The organism is Peribacillus sp. P4_B1 (genome assembly GCF_056402395.1).
Window position 1 is genome coordinate 62,423 of record NZ_JBFUHM010000011.1, and the last position, 20,237, is coordinate 82,659.

The window sequence follows — 20,237 nt, forward strand, 5'->3', positions numbered from 1 at the left end:
AACATGAGGGTGACAACCGCAAGAGTGGTTGGTCAATCTAATAACTCTTAATCAGAAGAATAAGAAGAGGAACCATTGCCATCTTGGAGGGATGAGTGGTTCTTTTTCCGTTTCTAGGCGAACGCAGACAGGATAAGACTGGTGCTACAGCAACAACAATCTCTTTACCCATATCTCTAATTAAATTCAACAATATTATCGAGTTTGTCTACAAATTAAAAGTCCGCCGTAAATGGCGGACTTTTTTATATGAGGCGTGATTCTTCATTTATTTTGCAGAATAACCTTCTTGATAAACGGGAAGTGTTACTGAAATCGTCGTCCCTTTATTCAAAAGGCTATTTATATGAAGTGTTCCATTCATCGTTTGGATGGTCTTAACAGCTACCATTGATCCTAACCCTGTTCCTTTTTCTTTGGAGCTGTAATAAGGTTCGCCAAAACGATTTATTTGTTCCTTGTTCATTCCGACTCCATTGTCACTTATTTCGATAATGATGTCGAAATTATTTACATAGGAAACAATACTAAGTTCCCCGCCGTTTGGCATTGCCTCTATACCATTTTTAATTAGGTTTAGGAAGCATTGCTTGAAATGCTGAATATTCCCCCGGGTAATGCCTGGAGTCAACTGTTCAGAAATAGTAATTAAATTCATGCTAGCCAATGGTTTTATCATTTCAATTACATATCCTATTTCACGGTTAATTGAAATATTATCCACTTTTTCGATTGCAGGTTTTGCAAATGCTAAGTATTCACAAATAATGGATTCTGCACTATTAAGCTCTCTAACAACATGCTGTATATATTCTTCTTTTACTTCTTGAGTTAGATCAGGAGCCTTTAACAGTTGAACAAATCCTTTCACAACTGTTAAAGGATTTCTAACTTCATGTGAAATACTTGCAGCAAGCTGACTGACTACCTCCATTTTTTCAAGCCTTATCATTTGTGTTCGGATTAAAATCGCATCTTTTAAAACTTCCATGATATACACAGCCAAACCGATAATGAAAGGAGGGAGGATAATAAAGTAAAATACATACGCCTCCGTTATTTGAAAAAAGTCAGACATAACGAGTGAAATAAGGCTGGTTAGAATTCCTAGAAACAAAATTAATAGAATGGAGCTATTTAGCTTATTTTTTCTATTAAAAGTATTGAATTTTGAAGAAAATAGAGCCGTTATTATAAATATAACCAAATAAACAATTAACGTAAGGGAATTGAAACCATAAAAAGCAAACCTAAGAGTTAATATTATGACTAACAGGGCAGCCCCTACAGGCCAACCACCATAAAGTGTCCCAATTATAAAAGGAATTTGCCGGAGATCATGGACACAGTATTCATCTATATAAATAGGAAACTTCATACATAATATAATAGGAATGCTCATGCATGCAGTGATAAGGGTCTTGGGGTACTGACTTAACTTTTTGACATGATCTAATAAAGTATAATAAATCAAAATACTTACTAAAATATAAAAGAGATTATCTAATATGTTTTGATTAATAAAATTCATTGGATTCTCCCGAAAATTAACAGTTTGGTCTATTATACAAGAATAACACTAAAAAGGAGCATTTTAATAAAGTAATTTATTTACAGAAGGACATTTAAATTCAAAAAAGTTGTTTAAAGCGCCTCTAGGTATTTACCGATTTTTCAGTTGTAATTTTGGTTTTACATAATAAAGGTAGAGGTGACTTTCATTGAAAAAATGGACAAGAGACATAGAAATTAACGCTCCAATTGAACAGGTTTGGAAGTTTCTTGATGGTTCTTTAGAAAATATGCAAAAAATCATGCCTCAGTAGTTGAACACAAGCCAGTTAAAATAATGGAAGAAGTGGTTGGAAGCGTATATCGCCAAAAATATAGAGAAGGAAAACGATGTCGATCAAGTCATCGCTGAACGTGGTACGGTGGATGTTCTAGTAAATAACGCAGGACTGCAATTCATCTCACCAGTGGAAGACTTCCCTGTAGAAAAAAGGGGCCTTGTAAATGGCGTAATTCTAAAAGGAGCATTCTTATTGACCAAGCATGCACTGCCAGCCACGCAAACATAAAGGACGCATCATAATATTTCGTCTGAACACGGCAGAATCCTGGATACATACAAATCCTCCTATTGTACCGCAAAATTTGGCTTTACGAAAGTAATCGCAAAATTAATAATTCAACCAAGGGATGGTTAAAAATAAATAAAAGCATACGTTGATGATTTATACCATCGTATGCTTTAAATTTCATTCACTTTTAGTTAATCAAGGCATTCTAATTTTAATTATTAATATTCGTTAAAAAATTGCTGAATTTCTTTTGGATCATCTGTTTTTGTTAATGCAAGCATCGTCAAAATGCGTGCCTTTTGAGGATTAAGTGAGTCCGCTGTAACAAAATTATTTTCATTGTCAATCTTTTCTCTCGTAACAATACCATTTCCTACACGGCTAGAGCGAGTAATAATCACGCCTTTTTTGACAGCGTCTTTAGCACCCTCAAAAGCAGTATCAGAAGTTAAACCGTTTCCTTCACCTGCAATTATGATCCCTTTRGCTCCTGCTTTCACAGATGCATCGTAAAAATATCTACTATCATTTTGATAGCTATAAATAATGTCCACTTGAGGAAGTTTATCTAGTTTTGATACATCAAACACCGATTTGGTTGTATGTTTACGAGTGGGTTCATTGTAGAAAAATATTTTATCACCTGAGATTGCTCCTAAATAGCCTTGTTCCTCAGATTGGAATGTATCTGTCATGGTTGTATTGGTTTTTGTTATATAACGTGCAGAGCCTATCCGGTCATTTAATGAGATTAAAACACCTTTGTTCTTAGCATCCTTACTAGCAGCAATTTTTACAGCATTATATAAGTTTAAAGGTCCATCTGCACTAATAGCTGTAGCCGGTCTCATCGATCCAACAACCACGACAGGTTTGTTGCTTTTTACGACCAGATTCAGAAAGTAAGCAGTTTCTTCTAAGGTATCTGTTCCGTGCGTTACGACAATTCCATCAACGTCTTTAGATTTTAATAACTCATTAATTCGTTTTGCCAACTTTAATAAAGTTTTATTATCCATATTGTTACTGCCAATATTGGCGATTTGTTCACCACTCACATTTGCTACTTGTTTTAGTTCAGGAACAGCTTTAATTAGTGTTTCCACACCAAGTGCACCTGCTTTATAACCAGTTGTGTCAGTATTGGACGTAGCAGAACCTGCAATCGTTCCGCCAGTAGCCAAAATTTTCACATTGTTTAACTTGGGATTTGTTGAAGTTGCTTCTACTTTCTCTTCTTTTGACTTACTATTTGCTGAGCTATGGATAGTGGCGATAGATCCAGAGAATAATAGTGTAACTGATAGAAACGTGATTCCTAGATATTTTTTTATGTTCATGTCTAGCTAGCTCCTTCATTATTAAAATATGTACAATATGTGAAAATACTATCATATTTAGATATTCCTTACAATACATTATATGTCAGATTATCTTACATGATTTTTATTCTGTTGAAAAAAATTTACTAACCTGCACAACAGAAGAACTTGCATTGATGGTCAGTATCGCTGGATATCATTACAGCGTCTCAAAGTGTTTTAGACGTATGTTAAAGTTGATTTCGTTTAGTAAAAAGCCCCTTCAATTCTTGAATAAATATAGAAACTCTTCTAAAATATATTTAGTCCATAATTTTACAGTGAATAAAAACATTACATAGAAATGAATAAGAAAAGAAGTTGAAAGGACTTTCCATTATGTCGATGATTTACGAATCTCAAACACTAGTTCAGGCCATAGAAACGCGTGCCGGACAATATAAGGACCTAAAAGAACAGCTCACGGAATTGAAAAAAGGATTTGAGAGTATCGTTCATTTGGATGATGAGCTGCAGGGTCAAGGAGCAGAGGCCATTAAAGGGTTTTACAAAGCACAGATCGATGTCGTGGATTCTTGGCTGCGTCTGATCAATCGGCATATTGCCTTTTTAAGCGGAATTCAAGGAGATACAATCGAAGCGAACCTTAGTGAAACCGTGGTTACGGTCCCTTTTTTAGAGGAAGAGCTGACAAATGCGACTCGAAATTCAAAGGAAATGGTCACAGCTCAGAAAAATGATTTGAAAAAAATATTCTCCGGAATTGATGATATCATTCAGTTAGAGCCCTTTTCCGATGATGCGTTCTTTGAAAATATCGAGAAAGCTGAAACAAAACGAACCGAAACGATAGACAAAGTAAACGAAATCGATCATAAGTGGACGGCTGAATATGCCAAATCCGAAGCGGACCAAGCGGCAGTGGCGGCACTTATGGAGCAATTGAAAGCATCCAGTACAAGAGGAGGAGTAGTATCCCCGCTCTATTTTAATGCGACAGCTTATAAAAATAGTGAAGCCTATAAAAACCTAGAAGTAAGGAAGAAAGAGAACGCAGAATATCTGAAGGTTAAACAAGAGGAAGCGGAGAATCGCCGGATCAAAGACTTGAAGGCACAACTCGACCATGTAACAGATCCGGATGAATTCCTCAAAATCGCCAAGCAGATCGGATACGAAAACTTAGCGCCCACCCAGCAGCAATATGTTATGCAGCTAGAAGCGGCTAAGCAAACCGCAGACATTACAAAAGGAATCGGCGTAGGCCTTTATGATGTAGGTAAAGACTTTGTGACAGAAGTTTGGGACTTTGTCACAGATCCCGGGGAAACGGTCGAAGGCGTGGTAAATTCGATTATGCACCCGATAAAAACCTATAAATATATTTCCAAGTCCATCTCCGACTCATATGAACGGGATATGGTAAATGGCGATGCCTACTCGCGAGCTCACTGGGTATCCTATGCCCTCGGAACAGTCGTCACATCAGTAGTCGGATCAAAAGGCGCAGGAGCCGTAGCGAAGACAGGGGCAGTTACTACAAAAGCCGCTGCAGTAAAAGGCGTTACGAAGGCAAAAGAACTAGTCTCCATTCCTAACCTATTGCCATACAATCCAAAAAACCAACTGTCGTTGGCAGGGGCAGTACCTTATAATGTGGTTAATGGTGTTGGGTTGAAGGATCAGTTAATTTCTATGGCGAGAGTGGAGTCTGAGATTAGTGGAAACGGTGGAAACAAGTTTACTTTAGATACTATGAGACATGTTTATCATGGTGAGATTAATCGACGTGGAAAGGCTGTTGGTTATCATCACGAGAGTATGATGGGTGGTAAAATAGTTCCAGGTACAGAAACAAGGCCTGATAGAAATGGAGTATATAGAGCTAAGGTGGTAATAGATGGAGTAGAAAAGAGAGCAAAATCAAGTTTTTTCCCAAAAGAATGGGACCGGGTACAAGTATTAAAAGCTATTGATGAGGCTTTTAAAAACAAAACGCAAATTGGTGAAAATAAATATTCCGGTTTAACATCTTCTGGATTACAAATAGATATGTATCTTAAAACAGACGGATCAGTTGCCACTGCTTATCCAATTTATGAAGGAGGTTGAGAATGAAATATTTATACGAGTTTTTTAGAGACCCTTTTGGGACATTGAGAATAAAATTATCGGATGAAATAAAATTATTCGCTGATTTTATTGAAGACATCCCTACAGAGGAAGAAGCAGATGAATATATTGAGATAGTTGATAATGTATTAAATGGTTTAAACGAAAAGTTTGAAATTCAACTTAATGCCACAAGTGTGCTAATAAAAAAAGATATGACAGTACTTGAACATTTTTTTAGATATGAAGAGCCTTATGAAAACGAAATGGAGACTGAAGAATTTAAAGAACTTATGTTAATATGGAAAAGTAAAATTCCAGAAAGGTTCAAGAAAAATGAGAATTGAATCTATGTTTTTAATTTAATTATTTGTCGAAATTAAGAAAAAAATAATTAATCACTAACTGACCACATAAAAGATCTTAAGACGAAAAAACTTAAAAGTAATACTATAAAGGTAATGTGAAGCCTATTCGTGTTTTAGTGAATAAGATCGAAGAATATTTCCACATAAGTTTACCCATGGGAAAGCGAACATTATATGTCAATGTGTTAATCTTTCAAACCCTTGGCACCTTTGGTGTCAGGGGTTATTTAGGGCCTTCTTACATAAAATTAAATGAAGTCATCAATGCCCGATAAATTAGCTGGGAAATTTTATGAATTATTCCCTTAGTGTATTCTTCATACTTGCCCGGGCGATACGAAACTCAAGATTAGTAGGTGATTTTGGTGAAATATTCAGCTTTAATGGAATTTATTAAGCAGTATGGCGAAGATGATGATTTTACAGGTGGAGTAAGTGAAGACAAAGTAAAAGAAACTGAACAAAAACTACAGGTCGCATTACCGGAAAGTTACAAGTGGTTTTTAAGAAACTATGGTTTTGGTGGACTCTTTGGAGTGAGAATAATTGGATATGGTTATACGGGTCCAGCAGTAGTAGATGCTACTAAAGGTCATCAAAAGTATTATGATTTAATAGATGGACTTGTGGTTATAGAAGATATTGATGAATTTGCCTATTGCCTCGATACTAATAAAATGAAAAATGGAGAATGTCCAGTTATTATGTGGGATAACAAAGAGGGATTTGGTTTTACCGCAGCTGATAATTTCCTAGACTATTTGATCGAAAGTCTTGAAGAGGCAAAAGAAGATTGGGATGAAGATGAAGAAGATTGGTGAAAGCTGGATTTATATGAATTGATAATGCTATAAGGATTTTGTTGGAACGGCTGATAGCTCTTTTGAAATTCAAAGGAATTTTTATGAGGTTGAGTATGAAATATTCATACGATTTTTTTAGAGACCATGTTGGGACATTGAGAATAAAATTATCGGATGAAATAAAATTATTCGCTGATTTTATTGAAGACATCCCTACAGAGGAAGAAGCAGATGAGTATATTACGATAGTTGAAAATGTTTTAAATGGTTTACACGAAAAGTTTGAAATTCAACTTAATGCAACAAGTGTGCTAATAAAAAAAGATTTGACAGTCCTTGAACACTTTTATACATATGAAGAACCTTATGAAAACGAAATGGAGACTGAAGAATTTAAAGAACTCATGTTAATATGGAAAAATAAAATCCCAGAAAGATTCAAGAAAAACGAGAATTGAATTTTTGCTTTTAATATGATTATTCCCTTAGTGTATTCTTCAAACTTGACCGTGCAATACGAAATTCAAGATTAGTAGGTGATTTTGGTGAAATATTCAGCTTTACAGGAATTTATTAAGCAATATGGCAAAGATAATGATTTTACAGGTGGAGTAAGTGAAGACAAAGTAAAAGAAACTGAACAAAAATTAGAAGTCTCATTACCGGAAAGTTATAAGTGGTTTTTAAGAAATTATGGTTATGGCGGACTTTTTGGTGTGGAGATTATTGGATATGGTTTTACGGGTCCAGCAGTAGTAGATGCTACCAAAGGTCATCAAAAGTACTATGATTTAATAGATGGACTCGTGGTTATAGAAGATATTGATGAATTTGCCTATTGCCTTGATACTAATAAAATGAAAGATGGGGAATGCCCAGTTATTATGTGGGATAATCAGGAAGGCTATGGTCGAACGCTTGCCGGAAATTTTTTAGACTATTTAATCGAACGCCTTGAATGGGCAAAAGAAGATTGGGATGAAGATGAAGAAGATTGGTAAAAGGTGAGGGTATTTATCATGCTTTGGCGAGAAAAGACTAGAAAGAATATATTTAGGTAATTAATAATCAAATGTTGACCTTGATGTACACCTGTTTGAGTTGTTTTATGTCCATAAAGTATACATTTATGGACATAAAAAAGCCCTTAAATGAAGAAAAAAGGGCTTTTTCGTAGTTTTTTTCCTATAGTAAATAAAGGCGTGGGGTAGACATCCCATTTTCAACTCAGAATCACCCATTGATAAATCTTGAAAATAAAGAAAGAAACAGTAGCTATGATTCGGAGGGAAGCTTCCAATTGTCGATCAAAACGTTTTAAGAATTCATAAAAACATTGGGAATTTGTGAATGTCTTTAAGTTATTTCTAAGGATAAAGGTGAAGACAATTTGATACTTTTATTATACTCAGTAAATTAACTTTACATTATGGGATTGCAGTTTCTCTATCCACTCGTTTGAGGGTTTTTGATCTGTTACTAATACGTTTATGTTATTAATATCAAATAGTTTTACAAACGCTACCTTATCAAACTTAGTGTGATCTACAAGCAAGATGTTTGTTCTTGAATTTTTTAGCATTACCTTTTTTAATTCTGCCTCAGGCTCATTAGATTCCGTAACTCCTTTTTCAAGCGATATCCCCTTGCAGCTAAATATATTTACGTCTGCGTTATATCTATTAACAGTTGCTTGAGCTACGGGTCCAATCAATGAAAGAGATTTTCTTCGCAAATCTCCGCCGGTTGAAATGATTTGATGATGGGAGTCGCCAAACTCATTTAATATCTTTACTGAATTTGTAATTAACGTTAAGTTCTGCTTTTCATATAATGTTTTGACCAATTCGAAAGTTGTAGAACTAGGATCGACCATAAGTTTGTCACCATCTTTTATCAGATGGTGGATTTTTGAAACAATCGATTGTTTTAATTCTATATTTAGTGAAGTTCTTGTGCTAAATGGCAAATCTTCATTGTTGTAACGGTTTATTATAGCTCCTCCATAAGTTCTTGTTACAATCCCTTCTTTATCTAATTTCTCGAGATCTCTTCGAATTGTTTCTTCAGTGACTTCAAACTTTTGACTAAGTTCTGATACATGGACTTTCTTTTCGATTTGAATTATATCAACTATCTTTTGTAATCTTTCTTTCGGTAACATAAAGATCCCCTTTTTTTTATTATTTTGGTTCGTACACTTTCAGCGATACAGACCTTTTTATAACCTGTCTTGTTTCTGAAAGAGTTGAGAACTCTCCTAATGCATACAGTTGTACCATTATATTTCCCATAACACTAGACTCTAAAGGACCTGCCACTACCTTCTTATTAGTTACATTTGCAGTCAGTTGGCATAATAATTCGTCTTGGATACCGCCACCAACCATATGTATCTTTCTAATTTTATTACCCGTAATCTTTTCAAGGTTAAGCAACTGTTCCCTGAATTCCCTTGTTAAGCCATTATAGATGGCCAATGCCCACTCACCTAGATTATTAGGTTCCCCCTGTTTTGTGGAAATGCAATAAGATCTGATAGCTTCAATAATGTTATCCGGTGATAAGAATAAGGGATGATTTGGATTAATGTAGAACTTTTCGTTGGTTAACTTGGCAGCTTTAATGATATCAGGAAAATCAATTTTTTTATTATAAATTTGATTATAATTTTTTCTTAATTGCTGCAATAAAAACATACCATTAATGTTTTTAAGGAATCTTATTGTGTTAGAAATACCACCTTCATTAGTAAACGACTGGATTAGAGATTTTTCATTAATAATGGGGTCTTGTCTTTCAAGTCCTAATAAAGACCATGTCCCACAAATCAAATATGCACTATCTTCGTGTTCTAATGGTATTCCAGCTACAGCGCTGGCAGTATCATGGCTGCCTACTGAAATAATTGGAACAGATTTAATGCCTAATTGTTTTGTATGCTTATCAAGTAAATATCCGTGAATTTCTCCAGGAGAAATGATTTCCTGAAATATCTTTTTAGGAAATTCCAATTGATTGATTAAGTCAAAATCCCATTGTTTGCTGTATACATTCAATAGTTGACTAGTGGAAGCAATTGTATATTCCGTTTTCATGTTTCCTGATAAAAAATGATTAAACAAATCTGGCATGAATAGTAAATATTCAGCTTTCTTATACAACTCCGGATTGGTTTTAAAATCAGTAAATAATTGATAAACCGTATTAAATGACAAGAATTGTATACCTGTTTTAGAATAGAAATCTTCAAAAGGAATAGGAACTTCATCTGAGATTCCTTTTGTTCTAGTATCTCGATATTGAAAGGGCCAGTGTAAAGGCTTTTCTTCTTTGTCTAAAAGACAATAATCAACTCCCCATGTATCAATTCCAATACTATCAAATTCCCCAATAATTGATGAAGCAGCTGCCAACCCTTTTAATATGTGATTATAAAAACTTTTGAGATTCCAATGTACATGATTTTTTATTCGTATTGGTTCATTATTAAACCGGTATATCTCTTCTAATGCGACTTTTTCCCCATCATAAATACCTGCAATTAATCTTCCGCTCGATGCTCCAAAATCAAAAGCTAGACATTTTTTAGATTTATTCATAAAAATCTCACCATCCCACTATTTAATTTATTCTACTCTAAATTTATTATTAAAAACAACATGAAACAACATAAAAAAATAATATTAACTTTGTTTTGTGTTGACAACAAAAAAACGTAAGCATAAAATTAACCTAAGAAATAAATATGATAAGGGGATTTAAAATGAGTAGAGCTCAACAAGAACAAAAACTTAAAGAACAAATATGTGACATTGGTAAGAGGATGTATATGAAAGACATGGGTGCAGCGAATGATGGGAACATTTCGGTTAAAATTTCAGAAGATTCTTTACTTTGTACTCCAACAGGAGTATCAAAGGGATTTATGACCCCGGATATGATTTGCAAGATTAATAGTAAAGGAGAAGTAATAGAGGAAAATGCTCAAAACACGAGCCCATCCTCAGAAATTAAAATGCATTTACGTGTATATCAAGAACGTCCAGATGTAAAAGCGGTTGTTCACGCTCATCCTTTACATGCTACGGCTTATGCTATTTGCGGTAAGCCACTTAACAAGCAAATCATGCCAGAATCAACTATCTTCTTGGGAGAAGTACCTATAGCGGAATATGGAACACCTTCCACAGAAGAGCTGCCTAACTCTATTGTTCCTTACCTTCAAGATCATGATGCTATTTTATTAGCCAATCATGGGGCATTGACGTGCGGGATTGATTTAATGAACGCCTACTTTAAGATGGAATCGATGGAATTCTATGCGAAACTTCTTTTTTTAACCTCTGCAATCGGGGGGCCAAAAGAGTTGACGGATGAACAAGTGAGCACATTAGTTCAATTACGAGAAGAAAAATTCAAAGTTCCTGGTCGTTTCCCTAGCTTAAAATCATTCCAAAAATGATTGACTATTAATAATGGGGAGGGTCAATTTTATTAGCTAAGAAAAGACATGGTACAAGTCGGAACATATGCTTTATTCATTTTTAAATATTTCTATTAATTCGCTAGCTCAATTAAATCACTATTCTTTAAGTTAGGGGATGTATCTAAATGCAGACGATTACAAAGAAGTACAAAATGTTAATTGGTGGAGAGTTTGTTGAATCCAGCTCGAAGGAAACAACACAAGTTGTGAATCCCGCAACAGAAGAAGTAATATCAGAAGTTCCAAAAGGAACCGTTGAAGATGTCCGTCAAGCGATCGATTCAGCGGAACAAGCACAAAAGGAATGGGCGAAGCTTCCAGCAATCGAAAGAGGGCAGTATTTACGAGCTATTGCTAAGGAGATTCGTGAAAGTGTGGATGTCTTATCACGTACAATTTCAGAGGAAATGGGGAAAACCCTCGCTCTTGCTGAAACGGAAGTACACTTTACAGCAGACTACATTGATTATATGGCTGAGTGGGCAAGACGTTATGAAGGAGAAATCGTCCAAAGTGATCGTCCAAATGAACATATTTTCGTTCATAAAGTACCAATTGGAGTTATTGCCGGCATTCTGCCTTGGAATTTCCCTTTCTTCTTAATTGCTCGTAAAGCCGCCCCTGCTTTGATTACGGGTAACACCATCGTCTTGAAGCCAAGTGATGTATCCCCTAATAATGCTATAGAATTTGCAAAAATCATTGAAAAAGTGGGATTGCCTAAAGGGGTTATTAACATAGTTACTGGCAGTGGAAGAACGCTTGGTCAAGAGTTATCAGGGAATCCAAAGGTAGGGATGGTCAGCTTGACAGGCAGTTATGATGCTGGTGTTGCTGTTATGCGTACAGCAGCGGAAAACATCACGAAGGTGTCCTTGGAATTAGGTGGAAAAGCACCGGCTATTGTTATGGATGATGCAGATATAGATTTGGCGGTACGTTCAATAGTCGCTTCTCGTGTGATTAATACCGGGCAAGTATGTAATTGTACAGAGCGTGTTTACGTCCATGAGAAAGTAGCTGACGAATTTATTGAAAAAGTAGTAAAAGTAATGGAACAAACGAAATACGGGAATCCTTTGGTTGATGATAATCTTGATATGGGACCTCTTGTTAGCATGGAAGCCCTGGAATCAGTAGAGAAAATGGTTCAAGAAGCAGTTTCCAGTGGGGCTAAAGTGCTGACAGGGGGGAAGCGTTCAACTAGAGAAAAAGGTTATTTTTATGAACCAACTATACTCGTAAATGTAAATAATGAGATGGATATTATGCATCAGGAAATCTTTGGTCCAGTACTGCCTATTGCAATCTTTAAGGATTTAGATGAAGCACTAGAATTAGCAAATGATTGCGAATACGGATTGACGTCCTCCATTTTCACACAAAATTTAGATGTGACAATGCGTGCAAGTAATGAATTGCAGTTTGGAGAAACGTATGTCAATCGTGAAAACTTTGAGGCAATACAAGGTTTTCACGCGGGTTGGAAAAAGTCAGGTATCGGCGGTGCTGACGGAAAGCATGGGTTAGATGAGTATTTGCAAACCCATGTTGTGTATCTTCAATATAATCGTTAAAACCCTAATTTAAGAGTTTTATATAGATAAGACTTTTTAGATAATATTTTTAAAAATGAGGATAAAGAGAAGGGAGAATTATTATGTCCAATGTATCTGAGAAAATGAAAGCGGTTATATGTTATGGACCTGGTGAATATAAACTTGAAACTGTAGATACACCTTCCCCTGAAGCAGAAGAGATTCTTATTAAGGTAGAAGCCTGTGGCATTTGTGCTGGTGATGTAAAAGCATGGGATGGCGCACCGATGTTTTGGGGGGGAGAGGATGGTCAACCTAGTTATGTGAAAACCCCTGTCATTCCAGGTCATGAATTTGTTGGTACTGTTGTCGAGGTAGGTGAAGGTGTGACAGAGTTTTCTATTGGTGATCGTCTCATTTCAGAACAGATTGTACCTTGTAATACATGTCGCTTTTGTAAGCATGGACAATACTGGATGTGTGAAAAGCACGATATTTATGGATTTCAGACCAATGTAAACGGCGGCATGTCTGAATATATGAAGTTCCCGGTAAATGCTATAAATCATAAAGTTCCCCATGACCTGCCGATTGAAAAAGCTATATTAATTGAACCATATGCTTGTTCCATGCATGCAGTCAATCGAGCGAATATTCAATTAGGAGACTTTGTTGTTATCTCGGGTGCAGGAACCCTTGGATTAGGGATGGTAGCAGCAGCGAAATTAAGAGGACCTGGTACTCTAGTTGCTATAGATATGCGTGATGATCGTTTGGAACTTGCGAAACGATTTGGGGCTGATATCGTTCTCAATCCATCAAAGGTAGATGTGGTGGCAGAAATCAAAAGTATGACAGAGGGTTACGGATGCGATGTATATATTGAAGCAAGTGGTGCACCAGCAAGTGTTATCCAAGGTTTACATGCAATCCGTAAGCTTGGGCGCTTTGTCGAATTTAGTGTATTTTCCAGTCCTGTAACTGTCGATTGGAGTATTATAGGCGATCGAAAAGAACTTGATATTTTGGGTGCCCACTTAGGACCTTACTGCTATCCAAATGTAATAAACGGTATAGCTTCTGGATCAATTCCTACTGAGGGGGTAGTTACACATAAGCTTCCTCTAGAGGAGTTTGAGAAGGGATTCGAAATGGTGAAAAAGGGGATTGATTCTTTGAAGGTTATTTTAATTCCATAGAATAATAAAGGGGTTCTTCTATTCTATGTAATCCAATTTTAATCACACATTTTGTCAAGTTATTATGAAATCAGGCCTGAAATTTGAATGTCAATGTTTTTCAAGATTACGAACTGGAACTCCATATTTTCTGAGTCTTTATTTAGTATGTAAAACACTCTCAATGATAAAAAAGTACCTTAGGAGGGAAAAACTATGGCTGGAAGTTTATCTGCTTCTCAATCAAAGCAAATCTTTGGTCTACCAATAGCTTTAATATGGGGATATATTGCTATTGCTTTCTTTATGACAGGTGATGGAATTGAGCAAGCATTTTTATCTAAGTATATAGTAGATTTAGGTTTTTCTACACAACAAGCTTCATTGGTATTTTCAGTATATGGTTTCACTGTTGCCATAGCATCTTGGCTTTCAGGAGTGTTGGCAGAATTAGTAGGACCGCGTCGTACAATGATTTTTGGATTTATACTTTGGATTGTTTTCCATATAGGTTTTCTAACTCTAGGTCTTGAACAGGAAAATTTCGCCATGATGATCACTATGTACGGTATACGAGGAATTGCATATCCAATGTTTATTTACGGGTTTGTGGTTTGGATTGCATACGCAGCCCCAAAACAAAAATTGGCTTCTGCGATGGGATGGTTTTGGTGCATGTATTCTGTTGGAATGGGGGTTTTTGGAACTTATCTACCGAGTTTTTCAATCCCTGCTATAGGCGTTATGGGTACTTTATGGATGGCAATTGTCTTTATTGCAATAGGCGGCTTTATGGCAATGTTTTTAATAAAAGATAACTTCGATAGTTATAAAAAAGAAACGAATGCTGAAAATAACAAATTGCGTGAAGTGTTGAGAGCAATTACAATTGCATATGAAAACCCGCAAATTGCCATTGCTTCAGTTGTGCGAATCATTAATCAAATTTCACTATTCGGATTTGTAGTGATTCTACCGATTGTATTTATTGATCAAATTGGATTTACAATGTCAGAATGGTTACGTATATGGGGAGCAGTATATGCTACCACTATTTTCACAAACCTTATGTGGGGACTTCTGGGAGATAGAATTGGCTGGGTTAGACAGGTAAGATGGTTTGGTTGCATAGGTATGGCTATAGCAACATTACTATTTTATTATTTGCCAATGTCTATTGGGCCAAATATGTGGGTAGGATTATTTGTAGCTATTTTCTTTGGATTTGCAATTGCTGCTTTCGTTCCAATGTCTGCTATTTTTCCAACGCTTGAACCAAACCATAAAGGTGCAGCTGTATCTATGCACAATTTATCTGCAGGTTTGAGTAATTTTGTTGGACCTGCCCTAGCAACAGCGATTGTGCCAATTGCAGGTGTGCAAGGCACTATTTGGGCATTTACTATTTTGTATATTTTCGGTTTTATATTAACCTATTTTATGAAAGTAAATCAACCTATGAACAAATTTATAGATGACAATCAGTCAATGGAAATTGCAAAATGAAATAAGCATTTTTCCCTAATAATGAAAGCGTTAACAAAAAGGCGGTTTAGAGGAGTGTGAAAATGACTATTTTAAATAAATTTAGTCTTAAGGATAAGGTATCCATTGTCACTGGTGGGGCTATGGGGTTAGGTAAAGCAATGGCTGAGGCTTTGGCACAGGCTGGTTCCCATATTGTCATTGCTGATCTAAATCTTGAGGAATCTAAAAAAACAGCAGAAGAATTCAAACGTAACGAAGGAATAGAAGCCATTGCAATAAGGATGGATGTAACAAAGGAAGATCAAGTAAACGATATGGTAACGAAGGTGATGGACCACTTCGGGAAAATTGATGTGTTGTTTAATAATGCAGGAATCACGGTACATGAAAAAGCTGAAAATATGTCATTCGAGGATTGGAACAAAGTAATAAATATTAACTTGAATGGAGTTTTTTTAGTATCCAAAGCTGTTGGCAAAGTAATGATTGAACAAAAGAAAGGCTCTATTGTGAATATATCTTCTATGTCTGGAATAATTGCCAATACGCCGCAATGCCAATCTTCCTATAATACTTCAAAAGCCGGCGTTATCATGCTTACGAAAAGTTTAGCTATGGAATGGGCTCAACATAATATTAAAGTGAATACAATTGCACCAGGATACATGAAAACAGAACTAACAAAACCATATTTTGAAAGAGGCGGTGAAATGGTTGAAGCTTGGATGAATCTTACTCCAATGAGGAGACCTGGAACCCCGGAAGAATTAGGGGGAATTGCTTTATATTTAGCTTCAGAAGCTTCTTCTTTTGTTACAGGTAGCGTATTTACAGTTGATGGTGGATACACAGCATTGTAATAAGAAAATAAAGAAAAAAGTTAATGTTTCAATCATAATCTATTAGGTACTATTGGGGACAGGTTTTTCTATTTAGGAGAAACTGTCTTTTTTTTATTATATGTATAATTTCATGCCGTTTAAATCAATCAAGAATATGCAGGTAAGGCTATATCCGTAATGTACACTTATACGGACGGATCCTTATAAGATCAAAAGGAGACCAAGGCAGATTCATCCAACGGGAAATGCCTTCAGGTTTATGTGGAAATTAATTGGGAAGATAAAATGTATTGGGAAACGTTGGTAGTTTTCCTGGAATGTGCATAAAAGGATGTGGTTATAAATGAATAATGATAAACCTCTTAAATCAGAAACTCCAATATTATGAACAGACCATACTATTTTAGATTTCTGGCAATGGGGATTTTCAAAAATATTAACAAACAACCTAAGGGGAATTTTTGCTGAGTTTTTAATCGGAACTGCTATTGGCTGTTTAAATCAATTACGAGTTGAATGGGACGCATATGATTTAGTTTATAAAGGCATGAAAATTGAGGTGAAATCTTCTGCATATATCCAAGCATGGCATAAGGAAAAATATTCAAACATCAGTTTTAGTATTGGGGCAAAAAAAGAATATGATTATACAACAAATAAATATAACCCGACCGTAAAACGGAATGCTGATATATATGTCTTTTGTTTACTAAAGGAGAAAAACTTAGAATTAATTGAACCATTAAATACGACACAATGGGAATTTTACGTTGTATTAACTAAAGACTTAGATATACATTTCCCCCATCAAAAAACAATATCTTTAAATTCACTTAAAAAAATAGCTCACCCAAGTACATATGAAGAATTAAAAAAGGTAATAGATGGTCTAACGTAAGAGTTTTTTTACATCTCTTGGTGTTTTGGAATAATAACAATTAAGGATATTTAAGATAAATAATATATCAGCAAAAATGGTCTTTTAAGAAATATGTATTATAAAAAAGATAAAGACTTACTTAAACTACTTGAAGAAGTAAGAATAGAATATATTTTCCTATCTGATAAAATAGTTGAAGAGAAACCATCATCGCTTTTAGAAACAAACTAGAATAATGTATTATTGTTCCACGAGTTATTGAAATGTATAATTTACATTAAAAAATTCTCTTATTTATATAACCACAGTCAGGAGCAAATCATGAGCATCGAGAAAAAACTAATTGTTAATTCAGACAAGGGTAATTTATTAAATGAATTAATTTCTTCTATAAATGAGTGTGAAAAGTTTTATTTCAGTGTGGCCTTTATTAATTATAGTGGTCTTCAGCTGTTGTTGGATACTTTCAAGAATGCGGAAAAAAGGGGAGTAAAGGGGAAGATTATTACTTCTACTTATCTGAATTTTACTGAAGCGAAGGCTTTAAAGAAAATAAATGAGTTTAGTAATATCCATTTGAAGATTTTTGAAACTGATAAGGCGATTGGTTTTCATACTAAAGCGTATATTTTTGAATTTAAGGATAGTTATAAGGTGATTATTGGCTCTTCTAATATTACTCAAAGTGCCCTTAAGAGTAATATTGAGTGGAATGTTGAGATTATTGCTAAAGAGGATGCTCAGTTTCTAAAAGATGTTCTAAAGGAATATGATGGCTTATGGAATAGTAGTGTTGTAGCGGATGACAATTTCATTAGTAAGTATGAAGAGTTTTTGAGTAAATTAAAGGGCTATACGAATGCGCAGCAATTTATTTATGAAAGCTCTGAATATATCATTCCTAATAACATGCAAAAACGTGCGGTTGAAAACCTTGAAAGGATTAGATCGTTTGGGGAAAAGAAGGCCTTAGTTATAGCAGCAACAGGTACGGGTAAAACGTATATGTCTGCTTTTGACGTAAAGGGATTCAAGCCTAAAAGATTACTGTTCATTGTACATCGAGAAGAAATATTAAAAAAGGCAAAAGAGACCTTTGAAAAGCTCCTTCCTAATGAAAAACTGACATTTGGATTACTGACTGGGAATCAAAAGCAAAAAAATGCTGATTATATTTTTTCTACCATACAAACTTTGTCTAAATGCTACGAGGAATTTAAACGAGACGAATTTGATTATATTATTTTTGACGAGGCTCACCATGCAACAAGCCCAAGCTATCAAGCAGTGCTAGAATATTTCGACCCACAGTTCACATTAGGGATGACAGCTACTCCAGAGAGAAGCGATCAACAAAATGTCTTTGACCTATTTGATAATAATGTTGCTTTGGAAGTTCGTTTACATGAGGCTTTAGAGGATGAACTGGTTATTCCCTTTCATTATTTTGGTATTACCGACATTGAGGGAATTGATTTAAGTGATGTAGATATTGACGATGTAGCAGAGATAACGAAGAGATTAAAGGTTAATGAGAGAGTCGACTTTATTATTAAGAATATGAATTTCTATGGCCATGACGGTGAAAAAAGAAAAGGTCTAGGTTTTTGCGTAACCGTTGAACATGCACAATATATGGCACAAGAATTTAATAGTAGGGGTATTCAAAGTATCTGTTTATCTGGAAATGACTCAGTCGAGCTGAGATCACATTATATAAATAAGTTAGAAGATGACCATGATGATTTAGAATTTATTTTCACCGTTGATATTTTTAATGAAGGTGTGGATATTCCTTCTGTAAATACCGTTTTAATGCTTAGACCTACTAATTCTCCGATTGTTTTTATTCAACAGCTGGGAAGAGGACTTCGTAAGCATAAAGACAAGACTTTCCTAACTGTACTTGATTTCATTGGGAATCATAGTAAAACATTCTTAATTGCCATCGCATTAAATGGTAGTCGATATTATGATAAAGAAAGCTTGAAGGTTGCTATTGCAACTGGCTTTGCAAATATTCCAGGGTGTACGCATATTCAAATGGATAAAATTTCTGAAGAACGGATATTAGCGCAGATTGATAAGGAAAACTTTAATTCTTTGAAGTATTTGAAGGAAGAGTATTTTGAATTTAAGAAAATGAATCAAGGTAAAATTCCTTTATTATTAATGGATTATATGAAATTTGATGGAGCTCCGGATCCGATTAAGTTTATTAATCGCGATAAAACATATTTGCAATTTGTAGCTAAGGTTGAAAAAGACGACTTCCTAAAAGGGTTATTACTAGACGAGGCTTTTGAAGGAGTATTAAAAGAATTATCGAGTAAGCTACCTTTAAAGCGAGTGTATGAGTTTGCTATAGCTAAATATCTATTGGACCATGATGAGATTTCTTTAGAAACCGCAAAACGTGAGATATTGAAGTTGGTTAAAGAGGTAGATGAAGATAGCGTATTACATGCCTTTCAGTGTCTAAATCAGGATTTTTATGATCCTGGTCAGAAAAAGAGGAACTTTAAGTTATTTGCTCTTGAAAATGATCATTTAACTAAGACACCTTCTTATCAAAAGGTTCTACAGAATGATGAATATAGAACGTATATAGAAGATCTTATTATTTATGGAATCTTTAGATATGAAAAGGAATTTAAAGAAGACTACTATGGTGTGCCACATTTGAAGCTGTATGAGCAATATCAAATGGGTGATGCCGCATTACTATCAAATTATCGCAAAAGCCATAGTGCCTTTAGGGGTTCTGGTCTACTTTCGAATGGAAATGACTATTTCTTATTTATTGATTTGCACAAGGAAGAAGATATTAAAGAGAGCATTAATTACCACGATGAATTTATAAACGAACGCATTTTTCAATGGCAGACTCCAAATAGTACAGCCCCAAGTTCTGAGAGAGGAAAGAATATTGTATTCAACCAGGATAGAGGGATACATTTACATTTATTTATTAGAAAGTATAAAGAAATAGATGGAAAGACAGAACCTTATATTTATATCGGCAAGGGTAACACGGTGGAATATGAAGGGGAAAAGCCAATTACTGTTACAATGGAATTAGAGAATGAAGTTCCGGCTAGTTTATATACTGAATTCACTAAAAGAGTATAGT

At 35.1% G+C, this 20,237-nt stretch carries 17 protein-coding genes; 13 read left to right on the top strand and 4 right to left on the bottom strand.

Annotated features, from left to right (window positions below; all coding sequences use genetic code 11):
- Positions 1–268 precede the first annotated feature (268 nt).
- Complete coding sequence (locus AC1DVK_RS08695) at positions 269–1,531, bottom strand: ATP-binding protein (protein WP_477626287.1); 1,263 nt, start codon at positions 1,529–1,531, stop codon at positions 269–271.
- Between the two features lie 331 nt (positions 1,532–1,862).
- Here AC1DVK_RS08695 and AC1DVK_RS08700 point away from each other — a divergent pair, with 331 nt between their 5' ends.
- Positions 1,863–2,081, top strand: a complete 219-nt coding sequence (locus tag AC1DVK_RS08700; RefSeq protein ID WP_477626288.1) for an SDR family NAD(P)-dependent oxidoreductase — start codon at positions 1,863–1,865, stop codon at positions 2,079–2,081.
- A 221-nt stretch (positions 2,082–2,302) separates the two neighbouring features.
- Here the strand turns inward: AC1DVK_RS08700 and AC1DVK_RS08705 are convergent, their stop codons facing one another.
- Positions 2,303–3,424: a type II asparaginase gene (locus tag AC1DVK_RS08705; RefSeq protein ID WP_477626289.1), complete on the bottom strand. Its 1,122-nt coding sequence runs from the start codon at positions 3,422–3,424 to the stop codon at positions 2,303–2,305.
- Positions 3,425–3,784: 360 nt separating this feature from the next.
- Between AC1DVK_RS08705 and AC1DVK_RS08710 the strand changes: the two genes are divergently transcribed.
- The 5 genes from AC1DVK_RS08710 to AC1DVK_RS08730 all read left to right on the top strand — a co-directional run bounded on the left by AC1DVK_RS08710 (position 3,785) and on the right by AC1DVK_RS08730 (position 7,690).
- On the top strand, positions 3,785–5,518 hold the full coding sequence (locus AC1DVK_RS08710; protein ID WP_477626290.1) for a T7SS effector LXG polymorphic toxin: 1,734 nt from the start codon (positions 3,785–3,787) through the stop codon (positions 5,516–5,518).
- A gap of 2 nt (positions 5,519–5,520) precedes the next feature.
- A complete protein-coding gene (locus AC1DVK_RS08715; RefSeq protein WP_477626291.1) occupies positions 5,521–5,865 on the top strand; it encodes a tRNA-Val4 in 345 nt (114 codons plus the stop codon).
- A gap of 386 nt (positions 5,866–6,251) precedes the next feature.
- Entirely contained in the window at positions 6,252–6,707 is a 456-nt protein-coding gene (locus tag AC1DVK_RS08720; protein WP_477626292.1) for an SMI1/KNR4 family protein, read from the top strand.
- Between the two features lie 95 nt (positions 6,708–6,802).
- Complete coding sequence (locus tag AC1DVK_RS08725) at positions 6,803–7,147, top strand: tRNA-Val4 (protein ID WP_477626293.1); 345 nt, start codon at positions 6,803–6,805, stop codon at positions 7,145–7,147.
- Between the two features lie 87 nt (positions 7,148–7,234).
- On the top strand, positions 7,235–7,690 hold the full coding sequence (locus tag AC1DVK_RS08730; RefSeq protein WP_477626294.1) for an SMI1/KNR4 family protein: 456 nt from the start codon (positions 7,235–7,237) through the stop codon (positions 7,688–7,690).
- Positions 7,691–8,097: 407 nt separating this feature from the next.
- Here AC1DVK_RS08730 and AC1DVK_RS08735 read toward each other — a convergent pair whose 3' ends face one another.
- Together AC1DVK_RS08735 and AC1DVK_RS08740 are read right to left on the bottom strand one after the other, a co-directional pair.
- On the bottom strand, positions 8,098–8,853 hold the full coding sequence (locus tag AC1DVK_RS08735; protein ID WP_477626295.1) for a DeoR/GlpR family DNA-binding transcription regulator: 756 nt from the start codon (positions 8,851–8,853) through the stop codon (positions 8,098–8,100).
- A gap of 19 nt (positions 8,854–8,872) precedes the next feature.
- The gene (locus AC1DVK_RS08740; protein WP_477626296.1) at positions 8,873–10,291 is read right to left on the bottom strand and encodes a rhamnulokinase; all 1,419 of its coding nucleotides are present in this window, start codon (positions 10,289–10,291) and stop codon (positions 8,873–8,875) included.
- Between the two features lie 164 nt (positions 10,292–10,455).
- Between AC1DVK_RS08740 and AC1DVK_RS08745 the strand changes: the two genes are divergently transcribed.
- The 7 genes from AC1DVK_RS08745 (at position 10,456) to AC1DVK_RS08775 (ending at position 20,236) form a co-directional block, all read left to right on the top strand.
- Entirely contained in the window at positions 10,456–11,154 is a 699-nt protein-coding gene (locus AC1DVK_RS08745) for a class II aldolase/adducin family protein (RefSeq protein WP_477626297.1), read from the top strand.
- Positions 11,155–11,303: 149 nt separating this feature from the next.
- Complete coding sequence (aldA, locus tag AC1DVK_RS08750; protein ID WP_477626298.1) at positions 11,304–12,755, top strand: aldehyde dehydrogenase; 1,452 nt, start codon at positions 11,304–11,306, stop codon at positions 12,753–12,755.
- An 83-nt stretch (positions 12,756–12,838) separates the two neighbouring features.
- Positions 12,839–13,915: an MDR/zinc-dependent alcohol dehydrogenase-like family protein gene (locus tag AC1DVK_RS08755; RefSeq protein ID WP_477626299.1), complete on the top strand. Its 1,077-nt coding sequence runs from the start codon at positions 12,839–12,841 to the stop codon at positions 13,913–13,915.
- A 195-nt stretch (positions 13,916–14,110) separates the two neighbouring features.
- Positions 14,111–15,400, top strand: a complete 1,290-nt coding sequence (locus AC1DVK_RS08760) for an MFS transporter (protein WP_477626300.1) — start codon at positions 14,111–14,113, stop codon at positions 15,398–15,400.
- Positions 15,401–15,462: 62 nt separating this feature from the next.
- Positions 15,463–16,242, top strand: coding sequence for an SDR family NAD(P)-dependent oxidoreductase (locus AC1DVK_RS08765; protein ID WP_202312385.1), 780 nt, complete (start codon positions 15,463–15,465; stop codon positions 16,240–16,242).
- A 529-nt stretch (positions 16,243–16,771) separates the two neighbouring features.
- Positions 16,772–17,122 (top strand): hypothetical protein, encoded by a 351-nt coding sequence (locus AC1DVK_RS08770; protein WP_477626301.1) that lies wholly within the window; start codon positions 16,772–16,774, stop codon positions 17,120–17,122.
- Positions 17,123–17,425: 303 nt separating this feature from the next.
- The gene (locus AC1DVK_RS08775; RefSeq protein ID WP_477626302.1) at positions 17,426–20,236 is read left to right on the top strand and encodes a DEAD/DEAH box helicase; all 2,811 of its coding nucleotides are present in this window, start codon (positions 17,426–17,428) and stop codon (positions 20,234–20,236) included.
- Position 20,237 lies beyond the last annotated feature (1 nt).

Bases quoted from the DNA above. Each gene is read 5' to 3' on its own strand.
- AC1DVK_RS08745 (WP_477626297.1), top strand. From the start codon at position 10,456: ATGAGTAGAGCTCAACAAGAACAAAAACTTAAAGAACAAATATGTGAC.
- AC1DVK_RS08755 (WP_477626299.1), top strand. From the start codon at position 12,839: ATGTCCAATGTATCTGAGAAAATGAAAGCGGTTATATGTTATGGACCT.
- AC1DVK_RS08695 (WP_477626287.1), bottom strand. From the start codon at position 1,531: ATGAATTTTATTAATCAAAACATATTAGATAATCTCTTTTATATTTTA.
- AC1DVK_RS08725 (WP_477626293.1), top strand. From the start codon at position 6,803: ATGAAATATTCATACGATTTTTTTAGAGACCATGTTGGGACATTGAGA.
- AC1DVK_RS08735 (WP_477626295.1), bottom strand. From the start codon at position 8,853: ATGTTACCGAAAGAAAGATTACAAAAGATAGTTGATATAATTCAAATC.
- AC1DVK_RS08765 (WP_202312385.1), top strand. From the start codon at position 15,463: ATGACTATTTTAAATAAATTTAGTCTTAAGGATAAGGTATCCATTGTC.
- aldA (WP_477626298.1), top strand. From the start codon at position 11,304: ATGCAGACGATTACAAAGAAGTACAAAATGTTAATTGGTGGAGAGTTT.
- AC1DVK_RS08770 (WP_477626301.1), top strand. From the start codon at position 16,772: ATGAAAATTGAGGTGAAATCTTCTGCATATATCCAAGCATGGCATAAG.
- AC1DVK_RS08760 (WP_477626300.1), top strand. From the start codon at position 14,111: ATGGCTGGAAGTTTATCTGCTTCTCAATCAAAGCAAATCTTTGGTCTA.
- AC1DVK_RS08740 (WP_477626296.1), bottom strand. From the start codon at position 10,291: ATGAATAAATCTAAAAAATGTCTAGCTTTTGATTTTGGAGCATCGAGC.
- AC1DVK_RS08710 (WP_477626290.1), top strand. From the start codon at position 3,785: ATGTCGATGATTTACGAATCTCAAACACTAGTTCAGGCCATAGAAACG.
- AC1DVK_RS08715 (WP_477626291.1), top strand. From the start codon at position 5,521: ATGAAATATTTATACGAGTTTTTTAGAGACCCTTTTGGGACATTGAGA.
- AC1DVK_RS08775 (WP_477626302.1), top strand. From the start codon at position 17,426: ATGAGCATCGAGAAAAAACTAATTGTTAATTCAGACAAGGGTAATTTA.